Genomic DNA, 21,438 nt, shown 5'->3' with positions numbered 1-21,438 from the left:
CAACCGTAGGGGTATCCCTTGCGGATACCTATATTGGACAGGCACAAAAAAGAATATATTGGGCAGGCTCAAAACCTGTCCCTACCCTCAACTATCCAATCTCAACGTCCAGAGAAAAGTGGCATAGATTTTGCTACATCTATGTAGAACTGATTTGAATACACTTTGAATAAAATAGAAACAATATAGGAGGCATATTATGAGATTTGATAGATTTACAATTAAAGCACAAGAAGCACTCCAGACAGCACAAAGTTTAGCCTCAGATGCCCAAAGCCCCGAACTGGGTGTTGAACACCTGATGTTGGCTCTCATTGGGCAAACTGACGGAATTGTCACACCGATTTTCCAGAAATTAGGTGCTGATATTCCCGGAATTACCTCAGCAATTGAGGATCTCGTTCAAAAGACACCCAATGTGCAAGGCGCGGCAGCTGAAATGCGTATTGCTCCTGCACTGCAATCCGTATTAGACGGTGCCTTCAAAGAGGCAACGGCACTTAAAGACGAATACGTCAGTACAGAACATCTCCTGATCGCGTGTGCTGAAGCTAAGCAAACCGAGGTCGGCAAAATCCTTCGGGAAGCGAGTGTAACGAAAGATAAAATCCTCAAGGCACTCGTTGACATCCGTGGCAACCAACGGATAACCGATCAGAATCCAGAGGATAAGTATCAGGCACTCACCCGATTTGGTCGAGAGTTAACGCAAGAAGCGATTTCAGGAAAACTCGATCCGGTTATCGGACGTGATGATGAAATTCGTCGTGTGATGCAAGTCCTTTCCCGCAGGCGGAAAAACAACCCCGTGCTCATCGGTGAACCCGGTGTCGGGAAAACGGCGATTGTGGAAGGACTCGCACAACGCATCGCTGACGGCGATGTTCCAGAAAGCCTTCGCGAGAAACGGCTCATTGCACTCGATTTAGGCGCACTTATTGCCGGCAGTAAATATCGCGGTGAATTTGAGGACAGATTGAAAGCTGTCCTTGCCGATATAGAACAGGCAGAAGGACAAGTCATTCTGTTTATTGACGAACTGCATACCATTGTCGGTGCGGGTGCCGCGGAAGGTGCCGTTGATGCCTCGAATATGCTCAAACCGGCACTGGCGCGCGGTGAACTCCGATGCATCGGTGCAACCACGCTCGATGAGTATCGTAAACATATTGAAAAGGATGCCGCCTTGGAACGCAGATTCCAGCCCGTACAGGTTGAAGAACCGTCGGTGGAAGACACGATTGCGATCCTGCGGGGTTTGAAGGAACGCTATGAGACACATCACGGCGTGCAAATTCAGGACAATGCAATTGTTGCTGCTGCGACGCTTTCAAAACGCTATATCTCGGAACGGTTTTTACCCGATAAAGCCGTGGATTTGGTGGATGAAGCGGCATCGCGCCTGCGGATTGAAATCGATAGCGTGCCGGAGGCAATTGACGAGGTGGAACGCCGTATCATCCAGCTCCAAATCGAACAGCAAGCATTGGAGAAAGAAGAGGACACCGCGTCCCAACAACGACTTGAAAAACTGATTGCTGAACTTGCTGAACTTAAAGAGAAAGCAAACGCCCTGAAAGCTACGTGGCAGAACGAAAAGGCGAATTTGATGCAGATCGGTGAACTCATGGAACAGATTGAGGCACTCCGTATTGAGTCGGAACAAGCCAAACGTTCGGGCAATCTCGGTAGAGCCTCAGAACTGGAATACGGCAAAATACCGGAACTGGAGTCCCAACTCAGCACCATCCGAGAAGCCCTGGAAACAGATGCGCACGGCACACAGATGTTGAAAGAGCAAGTCAGTGCAGAGGATATTGCCGAAATCGTAGCGAAATGGACGGGTATCCCTGTTTATCGGTTGATGGAAGGTGAGACGCAGAAACTCCTTCACATGGAAGAACGCCTGTGCGAACAGGTCATTGGACAGGACGAAGCAGTGAGTGCTGTTTCTAACGCAATCCGGCGCGCCCGCGTCGGCCTCGGCGACCCGGATCGTCCGCTCGGTTCTTTCCTCTTCATGGGTCCGACGGGTGTTGGCAAAACGCACCTCGCCAAATCGCTTGCGGAGTTCCTTTTCGACGACGCAAACGCTATGGCGCGTATCGACATGAGCGAGTACATGGAAAAACACACCGTCTCGCGACTCATCGGCGCGCCGCCGGGATACGTCGGCTACGACGAAGGCGGGCAGCTCACAGAGGCAGTCCGACGACATCCGTATTGTGTCATCTTACTCGACGAGGTAGAGAAGGCGCATCCAGAGGTGTTCAACGTCTTACTCCAGATGCTCGACGACGGTAGAATGACGGACGGGCAAGGACGCACAGTCGATTTCAAGAACACGGTTGTTATTATGACTTCCAATATCGGTAGTCAATGGATTAGTGATGCGCTCTTGGACGGAAAGGAAATTCGGCGTAAGGTAGTGGAAGCCGTACAAGCACATTTCCCACCGGAATTCCTGAACCGTATTGACGATCTGATTATCTTTGACCGGCTCGACATTGAGGCGTTGCAGCGGATTGTCACACTGGAACTGGCGCAGCTGAGTCTTCGCTTCGCGGAGAAGGAGATGACCTTGACACTCACAGAACCTGCGAACGCGGAGTTGGTGAAACGTGGATTTGATCCTGTCTACGGCGCACGTCCGCTCCGACGGACAATCCAGCGCGATATTCTCAATCCGTTGGCTATTGAGATGTTAGAGGGTAACTGCCAGGACGGTGATGCGATTGCTGTGGATTTTGAAGGTGAAGGGTTCGTTTTCAGGAAGGCGTGATTTAGCTGACACAAACCATGCAAGGCGAGGTCTTCGTGCCTCGCCCTCTTTATTGTAGTTTTACGTGCATTCGTCTGCTCTAAAACCCGTGAATTCAATTTGACATAGGCAAAGTTTTCATGGTATCCTTTAGCAAAAAAAGGAAAGAAAAATATAAAAGAATACACTGCTAAGGGAGGGGAAAATGAGACGTTTTGGCACCCAAGGTCCCGTGCATCCAGCGGAAAACTATGTCGTCGCACGCATCGAGAAAATTAACGATTTCATCAACCGCATTAAAGACGGTAAGTATATTGTCATTTTTGCGCCGCGTCAAACCGGTAAAACGACCTTCTTTCAGCGTGCCTTGGACAGACTCATCACAGAAGAACCTACCTATTTCCCGATTCCGCTGAATTTTGATATCTATAAAAACCTTTCCCCTTCCACTTTCTACGGGCATCTCTACCAACAGATTCGCCAAGGAATTGAACAGGTTTTCCAGCACCGTGACATTGCTCCCTCAGATGCTTTAACGGAATTTTTGACAAATACAGGGCTTGCCGATCACCTTTCCCTGTTGGAATTCTTTAGGGAGTTTGCAAATTTTTTGGACGTTGAATGTAACGAGCAAAAGGTTGTCATCGTTATCGACGAGTTTGACGGCATTCCGCAAGCCGCACTGAGTGATTTTCTCCACACCCTCCGCCACATCTACATTGCTGGTAAACCGCGATGCCCCCATAGCGTCAGCATTGTCGGCGTTAAGAGTATCAACCAACTTAACTACGATCGATCCATCTCTCCGTTCAATATCCAGGATGAGTTCCATTTACCGAACTTCACGCGAGAGGAAGTACAAGACCTGCTTGGACAATACACGGATGAAGTCGGCCAAACCTTCAATCCAGCGGTTATCACATCTATTCATAAACAGACTGCCGGCCAACCTGTGCTTGTCAATCGACTCGCGCAGATTCTCACAGAGGAGTTTGATATTCCGAAAGCGGAAACGATCACGATGTCGCATTTTATAACGGCACACACACAACTCCTCTACAGCCAAAACACCAACATTGTGCATCTGACAACTAATATTCGTAAAGATCCGCGCTTTGAAAAAATTCTGATGAGAATCACAGCACACGAGGATGGGGTACCTTTCAACCCGCACGATGAGCTCATCAACATCCTTGCCACCTATGGCGTTATTTCCAAAGGCACAGACAATATGTGTGACATTGCTAACCCAATTTACCTATATGCTATCCTACAAGCATTCAAGCCTACGGTAAATGGGCTTGAGGAGAAATATTTCCCTGAAAACAACATCATAGGTTTCCGGGCTTACCTCACGAACACGGGACAGATTGACATGGAGTCGTTACTTGATAACTTCAGGGACTTCATCGCGCGGGCAGGCTTTCAAATTCTGCAAGTGCCGCAAACGCCACAAGAATCTGTCGGCAGACATCTCCTTCTCACCTACCTTGATGGGTTCGTCCAAGCGGTGGGGGGCAACATGTTCCTTGAAGTCCAAATGGGTCGTGGGCGGATAGATCTTTGTATTGTCTACAACCAACGAAAATATATCGTTGAGACCAAGATTTGGAGAGGCGAGAGACGATATCAAGCAGGCAAAAGGCAGCTCGCTGCGTATCTCAAATTGGAGAACGCGATAGAAGGGTACTATGTCGTCTTTGATCACCGTGAAGCCTCGGAACCACGGGTAGAGACAGAGACGGTGGAAGGTTTCACGATTCGGAGTTATGTCATTCCTGTGATACAAAAAAAGCCCTCAGATAGGAGCACTGAGAATGCTTAAACACATCATAGATCCCGAAGTTGAAGAATACGAAGATGTCTACGATGACCATGAATACTTCGTGGCCCAAGAGATGCAGCAACGCGAGGGAACGCTCTTGAAACAGGGCGGTGAATTCAAAGTCTCTGTTTGGCTAACATCCGAAGATGCCAAGGTCGTGATAAAACTTGCTGAGGAACGCGGGATACCAGCGGGCGAACTTATTGACGAATGGATTTATGAACGCATTAATGAAGCATTAGACATAGGGACCTAACCGTTCGTAGTAGGGCAATTTATTGCCCGTTTTGCTAAGTTTCAAACTGAGCTTGCAACGGAAAGGAGAAATCAATAATGAAACACTCAAACTGGACAGAAGCCGACTCACGCAAATGCAAGCAGATTTGGGCGGAATACCAGAAACAGCACGATATTACGGACCGTATTGGACAGACAGCTGGGATCGATCCGAAAAGCGGACGAATTTGGTTCGGCGATTCTGCAATAGACATTGTTGAACAACGTAGTACTGAAGGCTTAACTTCCCCACTTTTCTTTGAACGTATCGGCTACGAAGCCTATCTTTGGAAAGGTGGGCGACGGTGATTCAAGGAAGAGTGTCAGATGCAGGAGTACCAGTAATCACTCTCTCCATAGAGGGGCAAGCCTGGGAGGCGACTATCGATACAGGTTTTAACGGAGATTTGGAACTGTCTGAAGCTTTACGAGATAGATTAAACCCACAATATATAGGAAAAGTGACTTCTGTATTAGCTGGCGGGCAAAGGATCGTGGAGGAACTTTACCGGGTTAATTTTCCGTTTGATGGCAAGATGATTCAGGCAGAGGCAACCTTCGTGGTCGGTAGTGAAATTCTCATAGGAACCCATTTGCTACGAGAATATCGCCTACAGATTGATTTTGTCAGGCGAACTATTATGTTGGAAAGGGATTTCATTACTGAGGCATCGATCGATTAGTCCTCCGGGCATTATATGTGTCGTAGCACGGTCCCATTTCCTTTTACTCCTAACCGGACATTATGTGTATAGTTTTAGAACTCATAGCGAGTACGCGCTAAGAGTTGTTGAAAGTTATACGCAAGTTAATCATAGAATATGCTAAATATCGAAACCCTAAACGCGTTTCTTTGAGTTTATCATAGCTCAGTGCGAGCTTCCGATAAGTGTCTTGCCACCCGAAAGTTCGCTCAACTTTATATCGGTCTTTGTATAAATCTTTTCTAAACCACCGGAACTTACGAGCAATGACGATAGGGGTCTTAGCATTCCGCCGGTTTGGATAGATCACTGGAATCAACCCATGTGCTTTGATAAGGTCATGATTCGCCTTAGAATCAAACCCAGAATCCAGCGTGAGCGCGGATGCCTTCAGATCCATGCCAATCCGATGACTCAAGGTCATAAGACCGGTAAAGGCTTGCGGCAAAAGCGTTGTATCATGTTGGTTGACGGGGTGCGTCGTTATCCAAGCAATGATGAATCCATGATTATCAGTGATGGTCAGTTCTTTTTCACCTTTCTGGTGTTTGTGTCCTGAATATCCAGTGCCATTGCCCCTTTTTTGACGACCATATTGGATCCATCTCCATGAAGACGAGACGTGTCAAGTTGTTCAGTCTCCAGCAGATGTATCACCGATGCTTCAAAGAGTTTCTCATAAGAACCGTCTTTTGACCAACGATTATGCCATTTATAGACATTCGACCAATGGAGTTCATTCCGCCGGGTTCGGAGTCGATCCCATTACATGCCAGTATGTAAAACATAGAGGATATAGTTGAATATCTTATAGAAGGAGAGTTTCGGCTTCGGACCTTTGATGCGTTTCGATAGATGTGGCAAAATATACCGATTAAAATCCTTGCGGGAAACCTGCTTTGGAATACCCTTGTATCTTGGGGTCTCCTTTTGAGTTGCTTCTAACATAATAGCACCTTTCATAAAGGAATAGCGATCTAAACGGAAAAAAAAGACATAAACTATCTGCTCTAATTCCACTATTTTACCACATCCTTATGTTTTACTCAATATGACTTCTTACATAAAAACGGGGGATTTTATATGTCTCATCGCCATAAGGTTTTCGTGAGTTACCATCATGAAAACGATCAAAAGTATAAAGATCTGTTTGAAGAATTATTTTCAGAGGTTCACCACATCATGGAGTCGAGATCCGTTCAAGATGATGATATCGATCCCAACACCAAGACAGAAACTGTCCGTCAAATAATCCGGGACGATTACCTTCAAGATTCCACGGTGACGGTGGTTTTGATTGGGACAGAGACGTGGAAAAGAAAACACGTAGATTGGGAAATTGCGGCGAGCATAAGTCACACAAAGGCAAGTGACCGTTCTGGACTTATCGGTATTTTTTTGCCTGCCCATTGCGATTATGGTAGGGATAAATACAACCCCTATATTATACCACCGCGTTTGTATCGTAATGCAGAATGCGGATATGCAAAATTGTACGATTGGCATACCAACCCTAATCTCGTACAAGCGTGGATACATGAAGCTTTCAAGCGGCGGAAACAGGAGAATCTGAATCCCCATAATTCCGATCTACTGTTTGGCAAAAACCGTACTGGAGATAGTTGGCAAAAATGAAATTCTCAAATTGGCTTGAAAAATGGGGAATGTCTTCTCTGAAGATCACGCCTCCTTTCCTACAAATGGAGTGGACCCCAAAAGCAGCTGACAAAAACGCTGCCTGGGCACTCTATATCGAATTGTTAACACGGATTACCGCACAACTCTTACCTATTGAATATGGCGATGAAAAAACGGCTTTAGACAGCGTCTATTCACTGTTTGCAACCACAAGAAAAGTTATCAGAGAACACGGGCCAGAGTGTATAAACTTCACAAAAATCGCGATTGTTGTTCTTAATCAAGTTGTTCGTCCTTTCACAGCAAAGTGGCATCGGAAAAGTCTGGCAGGCGACTTTGAGGACGAAACGGAACGTGCCGTTTTCCGCCAAGAACTCAACGCGCTGCAGGCGGAGTTACGCAAGTATTCTCAAATGTTAGCAGACATCGCTGGGGTTGAGGATTTAACTGACCTTGAGGAAACAAAGGATAGTGTGTAAATATCAATGACTCATGCCGATTCGTGGTTTTTTCAAAAAATTTAACTTGCAAAAAATTTGCAAATACGATAACATTAAAAAGTGCCTGAGTCTATTGAAAACTCGCAAATTCTGCTAAAAAGGGTTTAGATATGCTATTATATGAACATAGTTCTCTTATTGATAAATTGTTAGGTAGTAATATGCACTATCGAGTGCCGCTTTACCAACGACGTTACGTATGGAATGAAATGAATTGGGATACGCTTTGGAAGGATATTCTTTTTCAACTAAAAATAAAAGAACAACAAGAAGAGGAGAACCACCCAACCCATTTTATGGGGCCTATTGTGACGCGTTCTATTGGTAAGAAGGCATATGAAGTGATTGATGGACAACAACGCCTTGCAACCTTCCAAATTATCCTTTGTGTTATCAGGGATCTATGCAACACACAAGATGATCCTCAAAAACGAACGTTGGCACGTTCTGCAGCTAAATACATAGTAAATGACGAAGATGTCTTAATAGACGATCCTGACTATGAATTCACATTCAATCCGACAGAACATGATCGACCTGCATTTAGTCTAGTCACCTCCAAAGAGTATGGGAAGAACAGAACAAATTCCGATGGGCATAGCATTCTTAAAGCCTATGACCATTTTTCAAATCTGATTCAAGAATATGTGGGAGACAATCTCGATTTTGAAAAAATGCGTCGACTATTTCGTTCCATTACAGATAGATTCAGTTTCATTCATATAAACCTTCGTAGTGAAGACGAGCATCCGGCAAAGGTATTTGCCTCGATTAATGCAACTGGCAGGAAACTTTCGGAGTTCGATTACCTGAGAAACGATCTGTTCCTACGCGCTGAAAATAAAGCTGAGGATTTCTATGAGGCTCATTGGGATTTTGAAAAGGATCCAGATTATTGGAAGGAACATAGGTTAGATTCGTTTTTCCGGAGGTTTCTGATGGCAAAACAGGGGCCTGATTGTTTTGAAAAGAATGTAAAACCATTTGAAGTCTATCAACAGTATAGAGAAGAACTAACCACCGGACAAGGAATCAAATATGAATTTCAAGAATTAAGTAGATGGGCAAATTCCTATCGACAGTTACGATGTGAAACAAGTTTTAAGACCCACGAGAGGTTTTGCAAAGATCTTAACCTTCGTGATTTGGACTCATTCCTATTATACGTAAAGCACAATCAGGAGAATGATTTAAACGAAGTTTGCTGGCTTGCGCAGTCATATATAGTGAGGCGAATGCTTGTTCTTGAAGATGCAACATATAGTCATACACAGATAATTAAGAGCAGCTACAAGGCGATAGACGGTTTCTTTTCTTCTGTGATGTCTGACAAGAGCAGCTTCTCCAAAGACTCATTCGCAAAATGTCTTTATAATTCATGCGGGGGCTGGCCAGACGACAAGGATGTTGCGACTGCCTTTGAGAATGTGAATTCCAAAAATGCGGATTTCATTACTTACATGTTTTATCAAATGACTGGGAATGAAGAGCAACGGTATGGCCAGAAACCGCTAAATTGGGGTCTCTATATGAAACTTTTACAAGAAATTGCTGACCTTTTGGCTTTAGGTGATGGATCTGATGGCCCTGTTAGCCTTTTTAGTTCTGTGTGGCCATCCCCTTCCTACTTTCTTTAAAGCGGATCTTTGAAGTGCTACCGTTTATTTAAACCAAAAATTCGTAAAGTTAAGACAAGTTTTGTTTCTCAAATTCGACAGGTGTCAAATACCCTAATGCTGAGTGAGGACCCTCTGGTTATATACACTTATAGGTAAAATGACCGATACGTGCTTTTTTTAATGAAATTTGGCAGCCGTCGTTTTTCGTACTAAATGAAAGTAAAATTAGGAGGATTTAGAGATGTCGATTAATGCGCAAGCTAACAGTATTGATGAATTGTTTAGTAGTAATGTGCACTATCGAGTGCCGCACTACCAACGACGTTATGTTTGGGATGAAACAAATTGGGATACCCTTTGGAAGGATATCCTTTTTCAAATAAGAAGTGAAGATCACCCTACGCATTTCACAGGGCCTATTGTGACGCGTTCTATTGGCAAGAAGGCATATGAAGTGATTGATGGACAGCAACGCCTTGCAACCTTTCAAATCATCCTGTGCGTTATTAGGGATCTATGCCAAACACAAAATGATGATACTCAACAAAGTAAATTGGCAAGTGCTGCATCCAAATACATAATAAATGACGAAGATGTCTTAATAGACGATCCAGATTATGAATTTACATTTGTTCCGACAGACTTCGATCAACCTGCATTCAAGCAAGTCATCTCTGGAGAGTATTGGCAGGAGTATTTGCAAAGGCAAAACGGAGCAAATTCCGATGAGCATAGGATTCTTGGAGCTTACATCCATTTTGCAAATGTGATTCGAGAATATTTCGGAGAAAATCCCGCTTTTGAAAAAATGCGTCGCCTATTCCGTTCTATCACAGACAATTTTATGCTTGTTAATCTAGAACTCGGTAGTGAAGATGAGCGTCCCGAACAAGTATTTGCGTCGATTAATGCGACCGGAAGGAAACTTTCGGAGTTCGATTACCTGAGAAATGATCTGTTCCTGCGCGCTGAAAATGAAGCTGAGCGTTTCTATAAGGATTACTGGGTTTTTGAAAACGATTCTCAGTATTGGGATGAAGATAAACTTGAATCGTTTTTCCGGTCGTTTCTGATGGCAAAACAGGGACCTGATTGTTTTGAAAAGAACGTAAAACCTTTTGAGTTATATTGGGAATATAGTAAGGCACTAACCGATGAGCAGGATATTAAATATGAATTTGAGCAATTAAAAAATTACGCGGTGTTTTATAAGGAAATGACTGATCCTAAGATGAAAACTTACCGACTACAGTTTCATGAGGATCTTAATCTTATTTTTGACAATCTTAATCTTACGAGTTTGCACCCATTCATGTTGTTCATCAGAAATGAAGTTGACTTATGTGATAGTGAACTTACCAAGGTTTTTACTATGTTGGAGTCTTACATCGTGCGGGGTTTACTACGTAATGGAGTTAATGAAGACAAGCATGTATGTAGAAGAATAAACAATTTCTTTTCTCACCTAATTCCCAATCAAAACAGCGGTGAATCTGCAAGTAGAGTATTTGGAAAATTTAGAGTTGAAGAATTTGCAGAATTTCTATTTCGGCAAGGCAAACCAGGTGAAGGTAAACGGTGGCAACATGATGGTGCAGTTTTGAATGGTTTGCGGAGGGTTGGATATCAAATACGCCATGGCGGACCCCGTGTTGAAATACCTGCTTGGAATATGCTATGTTACATTTTATATCGAATTGAACTTTGGAAGATTGAAAGTTGGAATCAAGAAAATCCATCAGAGGAACCGAAAGAAATCACGTTCTATCTTAAGGATTTTTTACGCCGGACTAGGGACGATGATCAGGAGAGTGTCATTCAACCTATAAGTGCTTTGTCCGTGCAGCAAATAATGCCTCCATTAAAACAGTATAGGCTAGAGAATTCATTTAGCATAGGGAATCTAGTCTTTTGCACGGAGTATCTTCCAAACCAACTTTCGTTTCTTGATAAAAAAAGGAAGTTGTCAGAAGGTGATAACGCAGATATTATACTGAACAAAGAGATATGTGAAAAGTATGAGAATAATAACACGTGGGACGTAGCACAAATTAGGCAGCGAGAGAGGATGTTATTAGACTGTTTTCATGAGATATGGCCTTCCCCTGAACACTTTATTGGTCGAGTTACTAAACCTGAAGTTGAACGTGAAACCAAACTCTCAGGCCATACTTCAGAGTCCAAGACTAAACCCAAATCAGAGTCCAAGACTAAACCCAAAGTTGAGCCACGGTGGGTTTCAATGCTGCAATCAGATAACTACCAACCCACAGTGTTTGTCACTTACACAAAATCGGTAGAACTGTCAAAAATCGAACAATCTGTTGACACATTCATAGGTGTTGATCGCTCCAATGAAAGGCAGACATTAGAAAAATCAAGCATTCTTTTTGCTTGCTCATCGGCATCATGGCCGGTGGTGGAACCTTACATTGAAACCTTGCATTCTGTCAGAAGAGAAAAACTAGAAGGTCCCCCACACACTCGAAAAGAACGGCTTAGTATCCAAGATAGGTTCCTTAAATCTGCACAGAATAGGCAAATTACAGTGTTTCCCGTTACTCGTTATGGGCATCAGCTTGAAGGAACAATAGAAGACTTTGATAAAGATGCCATCTATATGCAAATCAGAGAATGCCTAGTGATTGTATATAGACATGGTCTCTATGAATTTGCAATGGGTCAATGGTATCAAGGAGTCGTAACTAAATTTGACGAAGATAAAGGTTTTGGTTATATAAGATCAAATAGTTTTGAACGAAGTATTTTTGTGCATATAGAGGAGGTTCATGACCGATCTATTAGTACTCTGCAACCAAACCAAAGAGTAGAATTTGAGCTAAATCATACGGCGAAGGGTGGGGGTTTATCTGCTATTAACGTGGAACTCATCTAAAAGTAAATTCAAGAATATTGAAACGCTTTTATTTTTTTTGAGCTACCTCTCGAAATCGAGGAAACGCTTATAGCAATCGGCTAAGTGTTTTGTAAACCAGCAACCTCTTGACAATTCGGTTCTTGCAGGGTATAATTTAAAAAACACAACAGGAAGCCGAGACCCACGTATACATAATGAATCGAATTGACAAAAAATTTCAAGAACTCCGAGACCGAGGTGCCAGCGCATTTATGCCCTACCTCTGTGCTGGAGACCCAAATCCTGAACTTACCGACAAACTTCTCCTCACCCTCGAGGAAGCTGGGGCAGACCTTATCGAACTCGGTGTCCCCTTCTCCGATCCAATCGCAGACGGACCGACTGTCCAACGCGCAAGCGAACGCGCCCTTACACATCGTATCTCACTGGAGCAGATTTTGGCAATGGTGGCAGATCTCCGCCCACAGACGGAAATTCCTATCGCTTTGATGAGCTACTATAACCCAATTTTCCGGATGGGGGAAGAGGCGTTTTGCAAGGCTGCATGCGAAGTAGGTGTTGATGGTTTAATTGTTCCTGATCTACCGCCAGAACAAGCACAATCGCTCCTTGAAATCGCACCGCAATATAACCTCGCTACGATCTTCATGGTTGCCCCGACAAGTCCACCGGAACGGATGCAACTGATCGCATCGGTCAGTACAGGATTTATCTATTGTGTTTCACTGACGGGTGTGACAGGGGCGCGGGCGATGTTGTCAGACGAAATCGCGCCGACGATCGCGGAGTTGCGAAAACATACGGATAAGCCCATCAGTGTCGGTTTCGGTGTGTCAACGCCTGAGCAGGCAGAACAGGTGGCGGAGATTGCCGATGGTGTGATTGTGGGAAGTGCGATTGTCAATGTTATCGAAGAACATATCAACGACGAAGCGAAATTACTTAATGCGGTGAAACGATTCGCATCGGAGTTAACAGCAGGTGTGAAAGCATAAAGTGTGATCCTGTTTCTGTATCTACCTGTCTTCCAATGTGTGAAGGTGGATATCGAGACCGCATAAAGGACTCAACACATGGCTTATAGCAATTTCACTTTACAAGCAGCACAAAAAACGTTTCAATTGGAAATAGTTCAGTCTATAGGCCTCTTTGCCAAAACAGAGTTGGTGGAGCCGAGTTCGGAACTCATCAAGGCGTTGGCAAAGAAGGTCCCGTTAGCCGTTGCGATAGGTACAGAGAAGGCAAAGTCAGAAATGATTGTCGCCGATATACTCGTTGAACTCCGGGAGCACTTTGAACACCGCATCAGTCTTTTTTCGGGTATTGATTTCAATGTTGATGCCGAAAACGACTTGACTGGCGTGTGTGATTTTTTGGTGAGTCTGTCCCCAAATCAATATTATTTGGAGGCACCTGTTATCATCCTTATTGAAGCGAAAAAGGATGATCTCATAATAGGACTTGGACAGTGCGTCGCGGAGATGATCGCTGCGCAACGCTTTAATACCGAACAAGAGAACGACATTTCATGTGTTTATGGGGCTACCACAACGGGGACGCATTGGCTCTTCCTCAAATTGGAAGGCAAGCGACTCCACATTGACATGGAAACTTATATGCTGGAACGCTGTGACAAAATTCTCGGCATTCTCGCCAGCATGGTATCACAAAAAGCATAGCGTAAATTCTAACTCAGACAATTAGCTACATCCCGCGTTTGATACCGAATTCCATCTCAAACGCCTCCCAAATGTCTTCAAGAATATCAACTGTCGCCGCTTCATATCCATCTTCCACTTGCGCCTTGTCGGCAGGACCAAACATAACAACACCGTCTATCGGTGCTGCAAGACAGAATTGCATTGCCAGATGGAGGATGTTAACGTCGCGCTCCTGACACCATCGCCACATGGCGTGCGCCTTGGGTTCGGCATCAGGATTACGGCGGCGTTCGGTTTCAAGGTCCGGCTCGACCCCCGTCAAACTGCCCATACCTAACGGACTCGCAAGGATGATACCGACATCGTGCTGGCGCGCCAAGGGCAACGTTGTCTCTGCTGCAGATTGCGATAACAGTGTGTAGTCCAAGAAGGTCAGGATAATGTCAATATGTCCGGTTTCAATGAGTTCCCTGTGGAATTCATGCGAACGCACACCCGCACCGATATGTCGAATTAACCCCTCCGCTTTCATCTCTAAGAGTGTATCCAATGCTTGACCGGGTGCCAGGACGCTTTCCATATCAAGCGGATCGTGGATGAGCACGGCATCAAGGTAATCCGTGCGGAGGGATTTGAGACTGTTTGTGACGCTCCAGCGTGTGCCATCTGCGGAGAAGTCTTTTCGACGTTCCGGGTGCGTGCCGACCTTTGCTTGCAGATAAATCTCTTCTCGCAATCCACCAGAGAGTGCTTCACTCCAGAGATGTTCGGCATGTCCCGGATAGGTGTCAATATAGTTAATGCCGAGTTCGATACCGCGTCGGATTGCACCGATAACTTCAGCATCGGGTTTCTGCCAGAGCCATGCCGCGCCGAGCGCGAGTGCGTTTGGACGCATCTCCGTACGTCCCATCCGTCGGGTTTCTAATTTTGAGTTTTCCATAATCGTCCTGTCAGTTACGGCACGACAGTGTCTACTATCTTGCGACGCACAATAAAATGTGTAACGGCATGACGGCGTGTGCCTATTGTTTCATTCAGTTTTTTCAGAGGTATGTTCGTAGTAGTGCGATTTATCGCACGTCTACGCGTTCGTAACGGGCAATAAATTGCCCTACTACAAACCAGACCTACCGCTAATTTCAAGGTGACCGAAGCCCTATTATTACCCCAGTGCCTCTTTTAATTTATGTGTAGATTCAGCAAGAGATTCTTGTAGATAGGGATATGAAAAACCGCCCCACCGATCAGGGGGTGGTTCGTGCGCCTGTGCGATTTTCAGATTCACAAAAACAGGGCCGGTCTCATTCCAGATTTTGGGAAGTGCTGCTTCCAATTGGTCTGCATCGTCAAATTCATAAACCTGTTGAAAACCGACACCTTTCGCAATCATCGTCCAACTGAAACCGCCGTTACCAACAGGGACGGGTTGATTGCCTGTCACCTCATAAGTGCCGTTATCACAGACGAAAAGAAGGTAGTTGGGCGGTGGTGTGTTTAGGGCAGTAATTGTCGCTAATGTGCCTAAACACATCAGCATACTTCCATCACCGTTAAGCACAATAACCTTCTTATCCGGTTTAGCGAGTGCGATGCCGAGTGCGAAGTCAGCGGCGTGTCCCATGGCACTGCCGACGGAGGCATAGTCCAACGAATGTGTTGATATTTTGCCCCACGGCACGGTTGTTCCCATGGTTGTGACAACAATTTCATCTGTCCGTCGATTTGCGATAAGCTGTAGACACTCCTCTTTGATGAGCATAATTTTCTCCAATCGTCTGAGACTATCAGGATTTACGCAAAATTGAGCTGAGACACCTAATTTTTCAACAGCAAAGATGATTACCGCCACAGGATCGGTGCGGTTAGAAACCGCACCTACCAGACTTTTAGTGCGTGAGTCCTGACTATTGTTCTTCCTCTGGTGGTAGGAACTTAATTTGTGGCGGTGTTTTTAGCGCGGTCGTCGTAATCTGGACGTGCTGTGCGAATTCTGCCTCGGTCTCAATGCCATCAATACCACCGCCCCAGATAGCGAATGTGCGATAGGTAAGTCTGCCATCCGCATTTGGGGTTAGAATAACAGGTAAAGACGAAAATTCGGTTTGTGATGCATCAAGTCCGGCATCTTGTGGATCGCGACCGGTGAGGACGATGAGCGCAACGCCGAGTGTATCCATGCCGCTTGGATCCGTTCCCCAACTCCAAACCCATCCCTGTTTTACATCCTCATCATAAGCACCGTTCGGATATGGAATACCCGTGATAAAAGCATAATCCGTCGGTAGGTCTCCATCAATATGGATATGATGCTCAATCCACGGATTTTCGCCATAAACAAACGTGGTTGATATGAACCGACGGACCTCACCCTGAATGTCCCACGTTGGCAGAATCCGTTGAACGATAGAGCGAATAGCCCCGTCGGCGAGGATCCGGATGTAATCACCTTCGGTCGGCAGAGGAATCATTTTTCTATCCGCCTTGTGCCATAATGCAATCCCTCCAAAACCTATGAGCCCCTCCGAGGGTGTTAGTGCAACCATCTTCTCTGTTTCAGAGTTGAGGAGTTCATTCAGGGATAAACCGATGGATTTAGAGACACTCAACTGCTCCGCTGCCGCAGTCTCCTGTCCGAGTTCGGAAACCGCACTATTGGACGATTTTCGGATAAAGTAAACGTCTTGGTTCTCAAGGTCGCGGGCGATCCACTGCTGCTCGGGTTTCTCTATCTCTATTTGCACCTGTTGGGAGAGCGTGATCCCGTTCTGCTCAAAATGGTGTCTGAGTTCTGGTGAGATTGGCCGCCCGTAATCTAATTCGGGTTGGAACATTATATCCACACTAAAAAGTTCCGACCGTTTTTTGCCGTACGCAATAAAGGCACCGTTTGGTTTTAGGAGGTACGCAATCAAATTCGATTCCATTGCTGCGACAGCACTCAGTTCAGGAAGGATTGCGGCGCGCGTCTGTTTATTGATGTCAAGCGTTAAGGTCGCCTTAACATTCGGGTCGTAAAGGATTGAAATCTCTTTCGTTTCTTCCGGCTCCAGGTCCAACAAGAAGCAAAGTTGATCGCGTTCGCCGTCATAGTCCAAATCATCCGCTTGCGCAGGAACCATCACTTCTCGTGGTGCTTTTCCAGTAACAACAGAATACGCTTTGAAGGTGAAATCAGGGTTCACCTTTCGGAGTTGGGCACCAGTCAGCACAATCGGGACTTTTTTTCGGTGGAGAGGTAACGTGTTTTGAATAGAGAGGCGAATCTTGCTAATCTTCTGATTGCCCCCGGGCATCGTACAAGCACCGAGCATCAGTAGAGAAACAAGAATAAGCGATAGGCAAATTCTTGAAACCGATCTCACTCTATCATTCTGGATGTTATTGTGTGTCTGTAGAGTTTCCAATTTTTTTCCTAAGTTGAAATTAGCATTAAAGGTCTGGTAGCACTTCAAGGAGACGTCCAATTTCAGATGTTGTGTTGTAAAAATGCGGTGAAACCCTGACCCCGGTTCCACGCTCTGCAGTGACGATGTTTTCAGCGAGCAGTATATTATAGATTTCAGTCGGTGTTAGCCGCTTACTGTCAAAAATGACAATTCCAGCCCGTTCTGAATCCGCTCGCGGTGTGATGACGCGGTAGCCTTTGGCTTCCAATCCGGCTATTAAATGTCCTGTCAGTTCCAAGAGGTGTCCTTCGATTGTGGAAATACCAATCTCAAGGAGCAATTCGATTGCAGCTCTGAGCCCATACAATCCGACGCTGTTGTAGGAACCTTCTTCAAAGCGGGTTGCATCCGGCTTCTGTGTTAGGTCGTAATTGAGGAAATCGCGTGGATTCACGACACTCGCCCAACCGACATTTGTATTAATCAGGCGTTCCCGTTTCTCATTAGCACAGTAGAAAATCGCTGCACCCTCCGGGGCGAGCAACCATTTATGCCCGTCGGCGGCGAGAATATCAATGTTACAGGACTTGACATTCACTTCAATCGCTCCGAGACTCTGAATGGCATCCACAACGAACCAAATATCGCGTTCTCGGCAAATTTCGCCGAGTGTCTGAATATCGTTCCGGAAGCCGGAGGCGAATTCTACGTGGCTAATCGTTACAACCCGTGTGCGCTCGTCGATTGCGGAAGCCACATCTTCGACCTGGATGCGTCCAGCGCGCTCCGGTATCATACGCGTTTGGACCCCATAGCGTTCCTTCAAACTCCACCACGGATAGACGTTCGCAGGAAACTCTACCGCTGTTGTGACGACGTTGTCCCCTGCTTGCCAATCGATACCGTTCGCCGCAACGAGAATACCTTGTGTCGTATTCTTCATAAAGGCGATTTCGGTTGTGTTGGCATTGAGGAGTTGTGCCGCTGCGCCTCGACAGATTTCCGCTTCCGCCTCCCAAAGTTTGGCGTTCACGGCACCGTTTACAGTCGCATCTTCCAAAAAGTCAGTCATCGCAGCTTGCACTCGACGCGATAGTGGAGCAACACCGGCGTGATTCATATAGATATAGGTCTCGGTTACCGGAAATTCATCGCGCAGACTCTGGCGCAATTTGGAATCAGTCAAATTATTCAAAGTGTTCCCTCACGCATCCGTATTCAAAAGTGTTTCGACTGTATAATCTTTCACGTGTCTGACGTTAGCGAAGGCGATGAGTTCACCAAACAGGCCGCAGCAGAATATCAAAATCCCGCCAACCACGAAAATAGGACCCAGATTCGGAATTTCTGCGAGGTTTAAGACTCGCAAGAAAAAAGAGTGGATAGGCGTTGTTAAAAGAATGCCACCAAGTATGAAAAATAAAACACCGATAGGACCAAAAAATCGAATGGGTCGCCGCTTGTATCGAAAAATAAACAAGCGTGCCAGTTTACTTAGGTCTGATAGTTCTTGGCTCGCTTGTCGAATTTGATTTTCCGCTATCCATCCAAGTACCAACAACGCGACAGCTGTCCCGAAGCAGCTAAACGCTGCAATATTAGTGTTGCCAAACAAAATGCGTCCTAAAACGAAGAAAGGGAGACTGAGGAACGCCGCGGCTTGAAAAGCTCTCTGCTTCGGATTAAAAAGGACATTGGACAACCGTTGCCAGAGCGAAGGCTCCTGTATTTCAGGACGTAGTGCGAAGACGGAGATGATAAGCTTGAAGGCTATAATATCCAACGCTACACGCCAGACTCTACCGAGCCCATATTTGCTCTGACCAAAACGTCTCGGATGATGTGTGACGACGATTTCAGCGATACGCGCCCCTGCCACAGTGGACATCGCAGGAATGAACCTGTGCATTTCACCATAGAGCGGCACCTGTTTGATAACCGAAGCGCGATATGCTTTCAGTGAACATCCATTGTCGTGGATCGGTACCCCTGTCACCTTACCGATTATCCAATTCGCAACGATAGAGGGGACACGCCGTGTCAAGAATTTATCTTGTCTTTCTTTCCGCCACCCGCATACCAAATCGTAGCCTTTGTCCAATTTTTCAAGGAGTTTCGGAATATCGGCAGGATCGTTTTGTAAATCGCCATCCATGCTAATAATTTGTTCGCCACGTGCGAATTCAAATCCTGCTGCCATCGCCGCTGTCTGCCCGGCATTCTCTTTAAATCGAATGATGACCAATTGCGGAACCCGTTTACTCAGTTCTGAGAGCACTGCAAAAGTCGTATCCTTACTCCCGTCGTCAACGAATAATACTTCATAAGTATCACCGATTGTCTCACATACCGCCTGAATTTTTTCAAGCAAGGGGTGAATGTTGTCTTCTTCATTGTAAACCGGGACCACGATGGATAGAATTGGTCTCTCGTCCATATACTCTCTTAGTGCCAATCCGATGCATTCAAAAGGATTTGATGCGCTTCACTGAGTGAATCAAAAGTTCCTGCGTCCATCCATTTTCCTTGCACAAAACTGTATGCCAGCTCGCCACGCTGCATATAGGCGTTATTGACAGACGTTATTTCATACTCTCCACGTGCCGAAGGCTCAATCGTACGGATGATGTCAAACACGGATACATCGTAAAAATAGACCCCTACTACAGCATAATTACTCTTCGGACGCTCAGGTTTCTCCTCAATTGCGACGATGCGGTCATTTCCATCCAAAACGGCAACACCGTAACGTTCTGGATCAGGTACCTGTTTAAGCAGGACACGAGCCCCTTTCGATTGCGCGAGAAAATCATCGGCCGCATGCCGGATTGAGGTCTCAAAGATATTGTCCCCCAACAAAACGGCGATGCTGCCGTTATTGGCAAATCCCTCGGCTAATGCAAGGGCATGCGCGATACCTTTTGCCTCCTCCTGCACGCGATACGTGAATTCACATCCGAAATCCTTTCCACTGCCCAAGGCATTCACAAAGTCGCCGACATATTGCGGATTCGTCACGATAAGAATATCGGTAACGCCTGCTGTCGTGAGCTGTTTGACGCTGTGAAACACCATAGGTTCATTACCAACAGGCAGGAGGTGCTTACTGGTAACTTTAGTAAGGGGATGCAAACGGGTACCAAGTCCGCCTGCGAGGATTACGCCTTTAAGCACGGCTTAGCTCTTCCCTCCGCGTCCGGGGAAAGTGAGTTCAGCAACACCCGACTTATCTAACTCACCCAATCCGAGTTCAATCATGCGGTCATACTGTGCCTTAGTTGCTTCTGCGAGAGGTAACGAAATCCCCTCAGCGTTTGCCAAGTCAAGTGCGATTCCTGAATCCTTAGATGCATGCGCAGCCGAGAAATAACACTCATGATCCCGTGCTTCCATATCCTCTCCATCGGTCTCTAAGACACGGGAGTTTGCCCCGGTCTGTGAAAAAACGTCCTGTAACATCGCCAGATCCAACCCGAGTGCAGCACCCAAACCGAGACCTTCAGCCAATCCTGCTGTATTGATGTTCATGACCATATTGACGAGTGCCTTAACCTGTGCTGCCTGACCGGCTTCACCGATGTACCGGAGGGAAACACTCATTGACTCCAGAATTGGGAGTGCCTTGTCAAATGTTGCCTTTTTACCACCGCACATTAGGTAGAGCGTCCCTTCGCGTGCCTGTGTAATGCTACTTGCCATACATCCTTCAAGGCTTTCAGCACCATGCTTCGCTGCGAGTTGTTCGATATCTACGTGGATCTGCGGACTCAGCGTTGCACAGTTAATAAAGACTTTGCCCGTTGCCTCTTTGAGTAGGCTATCGTCGGCAGCGTCGGAGAAAATTGTCCGCATCGCCGCATCGTCCGTAACCACGGTGATGATATAGTCAGCGAGAACCGTAACGTTGGCGAGTTCTCCAGCTGCGGTTGCTTCAATTTCTGCCGCGAGCTCCTCTGCGCGTTCGCTTGCGACATCGTATACAGCAGTGACATTGAACCCTTCATCATTGAGGTGTCGAGCGATGTTCGCTCCCATTCTGCCGACACCTACAACACCAATTTTGTAGTCTGCATTCGCCATCTTTATTTCCTTTCCTTGTCCTTTCTATATCTAATTTTTCCATTCCAAATTTATATAGGACTTACGCAGCGTTAAATTTGAGTGAGGGTGATTTGAGTTGCTGGCAG

Annotated in this window: 20 protein-coding genes; 11 read left to right on the top strand and 9 right to left on the bottom strand. The window is 45.8% G+C overall.

Translation table 11 applies throughout. The features are described 5' to 3' along the window. Positions 1–199: 199 nt before the first annotated feature. From clpB to OXN25_14770, 5 genes are all read left to right on the top strand, one after another. A complete protein-coding gene (clpB, locus tag OXN25_14790) occupies positions 200–2,782 on the top strand; it encodes an ATP-dependent chaperone ClpB (protein ID MDE0426122.1) in 2,583 nt (860 codons plus the stop codon). Between the two features lie 184 nt (positions 2,783–2,966). Then, entirely contained in the window at positions 2,967–4,586 is a 1,620-nt protein-coding gene (locus OXN25_14785; protein ID MDE0426121.1) for an AAA-like domain-containing protein, read from the top strand. Beyond that, positions 4,579–4,842, top strand: coding sequence for a hypothetical protein (locus OXN25_14780; GenBank protein ID MDE0426120.1), 264 nt, complete (start codon positions 4,579–4,581; stop codon positions 4,840–4,842). Before OXN25_14785 ends, OXN25_14780 begins: the two co-directional genes overlap by 8 nt. Before the next feature lie 77 nt (positions 4,843–4,919). Continuing rightward, positions 4,920–5,171 (top strand): hypothetical protein, encoded by a 252-nt coding sequence (locus OXN25_14775; protein MDE0426119.1) that lies wholly within the window; start codon positions 4,920–4,922, stop codon positions 5,169–5,171. Beyond that, positions 5,168–5,545 carry a hypothetical protein gene (locus tag OXN25_14770; GenBank protein MDE0426118.1) on the top strand — a complete coding sequence of 126 codons (378 nt, stop codon included), beginning with the start codon at positions 5,168–5,170 and terminating at the stop codon, positions 5,543–5,545. The genes OXN25_14775 and OXN25_14770 overlap by 4 nt, the downstream gene beginning before the upstream one ends. Before the next feature lie 97 nt (positions 5,546–5,642). Here OXN25_14770 and OXN25_14765 read toward each other — a convergent pair whose 3' ends face one another. Next, entirely contained in the window at positions 5,643–6,167 is a 525-nt protein-coding gene (locus tag OXN25_14765; GenBank protein MDE0426117.1) for a transposase, read from the bottom strand. Between the two features lie 164 nt (positions 6,168–6,331). Beyond that, positions 6,332–6,514 (bottom strand): hypothetical protein, encoded by a 183-nt coding sequence (locus OXN25_14760; GenBank protein ID MDE0426116.1) that lies wholly within the window; start codon positions 6,512–6,514, stop codon positions 6,332–6,334. 135 nt (positions 6,515–6,649) lie between these two features. Between OXN25_14760 and OXN25_14755 the strand changes: the two genes are divergently transcribed. From OXN25_14755 to OXN25_14730, 6 genes are all read left to right on the top strand, one after another. Beyond that, positions 6,650–7,201: a TIR domain-containing protein gene (locus tag OXN25_14755; GenBank protein ID MDE0426115.1), complete on the top strand. Its 552-nt coding sequence runs from the start codon at positions 6,650–6,652 to the stop codon at positions 7,199–7,201. After that, positions 7,198–7,683, top strand: a complete 486-nt coding sequence (locus OXN25_14750) for a hypothetical protein (protein ID MDE0426114.1) — start codon at positions 7,198–7,200, stop codon at positions 7,681–7,683. The genes OXN25_14755 and OXN25_14750 overlap by 4 nt, the downstream gene beginning before the upstream one ends. A gap of 131 nt (positions 7,684–7,814) precedes the next feature. Next, positions 7,815–9,341, top strand: coding sequence for a DUF262 domain-containing protein (locus tag OXN25_14745; GenBank protein ID MDE0426113.1), 1,527 nt, complete (start codon positions 7,815–7,817; stop codon positions 9,339–9,341). A 223-nt stretch (positions 9,342–9,564) separates the two neighbouring features. Then, a complete protein-coding gene (locus tag OXN25_14740; protein ID MDE0426112.1) occupies positions 9,565–12,219 on the top strand; it encodes a DUF262 domain-containing protein in 2,655 nt (884 codons plus the stop codon). A 176-nt stretch (positions 12,220–12,395) separates the two neighbouring features. Then, a complete protein-coding gene (gene trpA / locus OXN25_14735) occupies positions 12,396–13,196 on the top strand; it encodes a tryptophan synthase subunit alpha (protein ID MDE0426111.1) in 801 nt (266 codons plus the stop codon). A 78-nt stretch (positions 13,197–13,274) separates the two neighbouring features. Next, complete coding sequence (locus OXN25_14730; protein MDE0426110.1) at positions 13,275–13,880, top strand: hypothetical protein; 606 nt, start codon at positions 13,275–13,277, stop codon at positions 13,878–13,880. A gap of 25 nt (positions 13,881–13,905) precedes the next feature. On the opposite strand, the gene OXN25_14725 is transcribed toward OXN25_14730, so the two are convergent. The 7 genes from OXN25_14725 to OXN25_14695 all read right to left on the bottom strand — a co-directional run bounded on the left by OXN25_14725 (position 13,906) and on the right by OXN25_14695 (position 21,331). Beyond that, positions 13,906–14,805 carry an aldo/keto reductase gene (locus OXN25_14725; GenBank protein MDE0426109.1) on the bottom strand — a complete coding sequence of 300 codons (900 nt, stop codon included), beginning with the start codon at positions 14,803–14,805 and terminating at the stop codon, positions 13,906–13,908. 222 nt (positions 14,806–15,027) lie between these two features. Then, positions 15,028–15,624: a thiamine pyrophosphate-dependent enzyme gene (locus OXN25_14720; protein ID MDE0426108.1), complete on the bottom strand. Its 597-nt coding sequence runs from the start codon at positions 15,622–15,624 to the stop codon at positions 15,028–15,030. A 145-nt stretch (positions 15,625–15,769) separates the two neighbouring features. Continuing rightward, positions 15,770–17,269, bottom strand: coding sequence for a DUF4861 family protein (locus OXN25_14715; GenBank protein ID MDE0426107.1), 1,500 nt, complete (start codon positions 17,267–17,269; stop codon positions 15,770–15,772). 25 nt (positions 17,270–17,294) lie between these two features. Beyond that, positions 17,295–18,446: an aminotransferase class V-fold PLP-dependent enzyme gene (locus OXN25_14710; GenBank protein ID MDE0426106.1), complete on the bottom strand. Its 1,152-nt coding sequence runs from the start codon at positions 18,444–18,446 to the stop codon at positions 17,295–17,297. Between the two features lie 9 nt (positions 18,447–18,455). Then, the gene (locus OXN25_14705) at positions 18,456–19,688 is read right to left on the bottom strand and encodes a glycosyltransferase family 2 protein (protein MDE0426105.1); all 1,233 of its coding nucleotides are present in this window, start codon (positions 19,686–19,688) and stop codon (positions 18,456–18,458) included. 8 nt (positions 19,689–19,696) lie between these two features. Continuing rightward, on the bottom strand, positions 19,697–20,425 hold the full coding sequence (locus OXN25_14700; protein ID MDE0426104.1) for a sugar phosphate nucleotidyltransferase: 729 nt from the start codon (positions 20,423–20,425) through the stop codon (positions 19,697–19,699). 3 nt (positions 20,426–20,428) lie between these two features. Then, entirely contained in the window at positions 20,429–21,331 is a 903-nt protein-coding gene (locus OXN25_14695; GenBank protein ID MDE0426103.1) for an NAD(P)-dependent oxidoreductase, read from the bottom strand. Between the last annotated feature and the right edge of the window lie 107 nt (positions 21,332–21,438).

Source organism: Candidatus Poribacteria bacterium, from assembly GCA_028820845.1.
GTDB lineage: Bacteria > Poribacteria > WGA-4E > WGA-4E > WGA-3G > WGA-3G.
The sequence above is the reverse complement of the archived record's forward strand: the minus strand, read 5'-3'. Positions and strand labels throughout refer to the sequence as shown.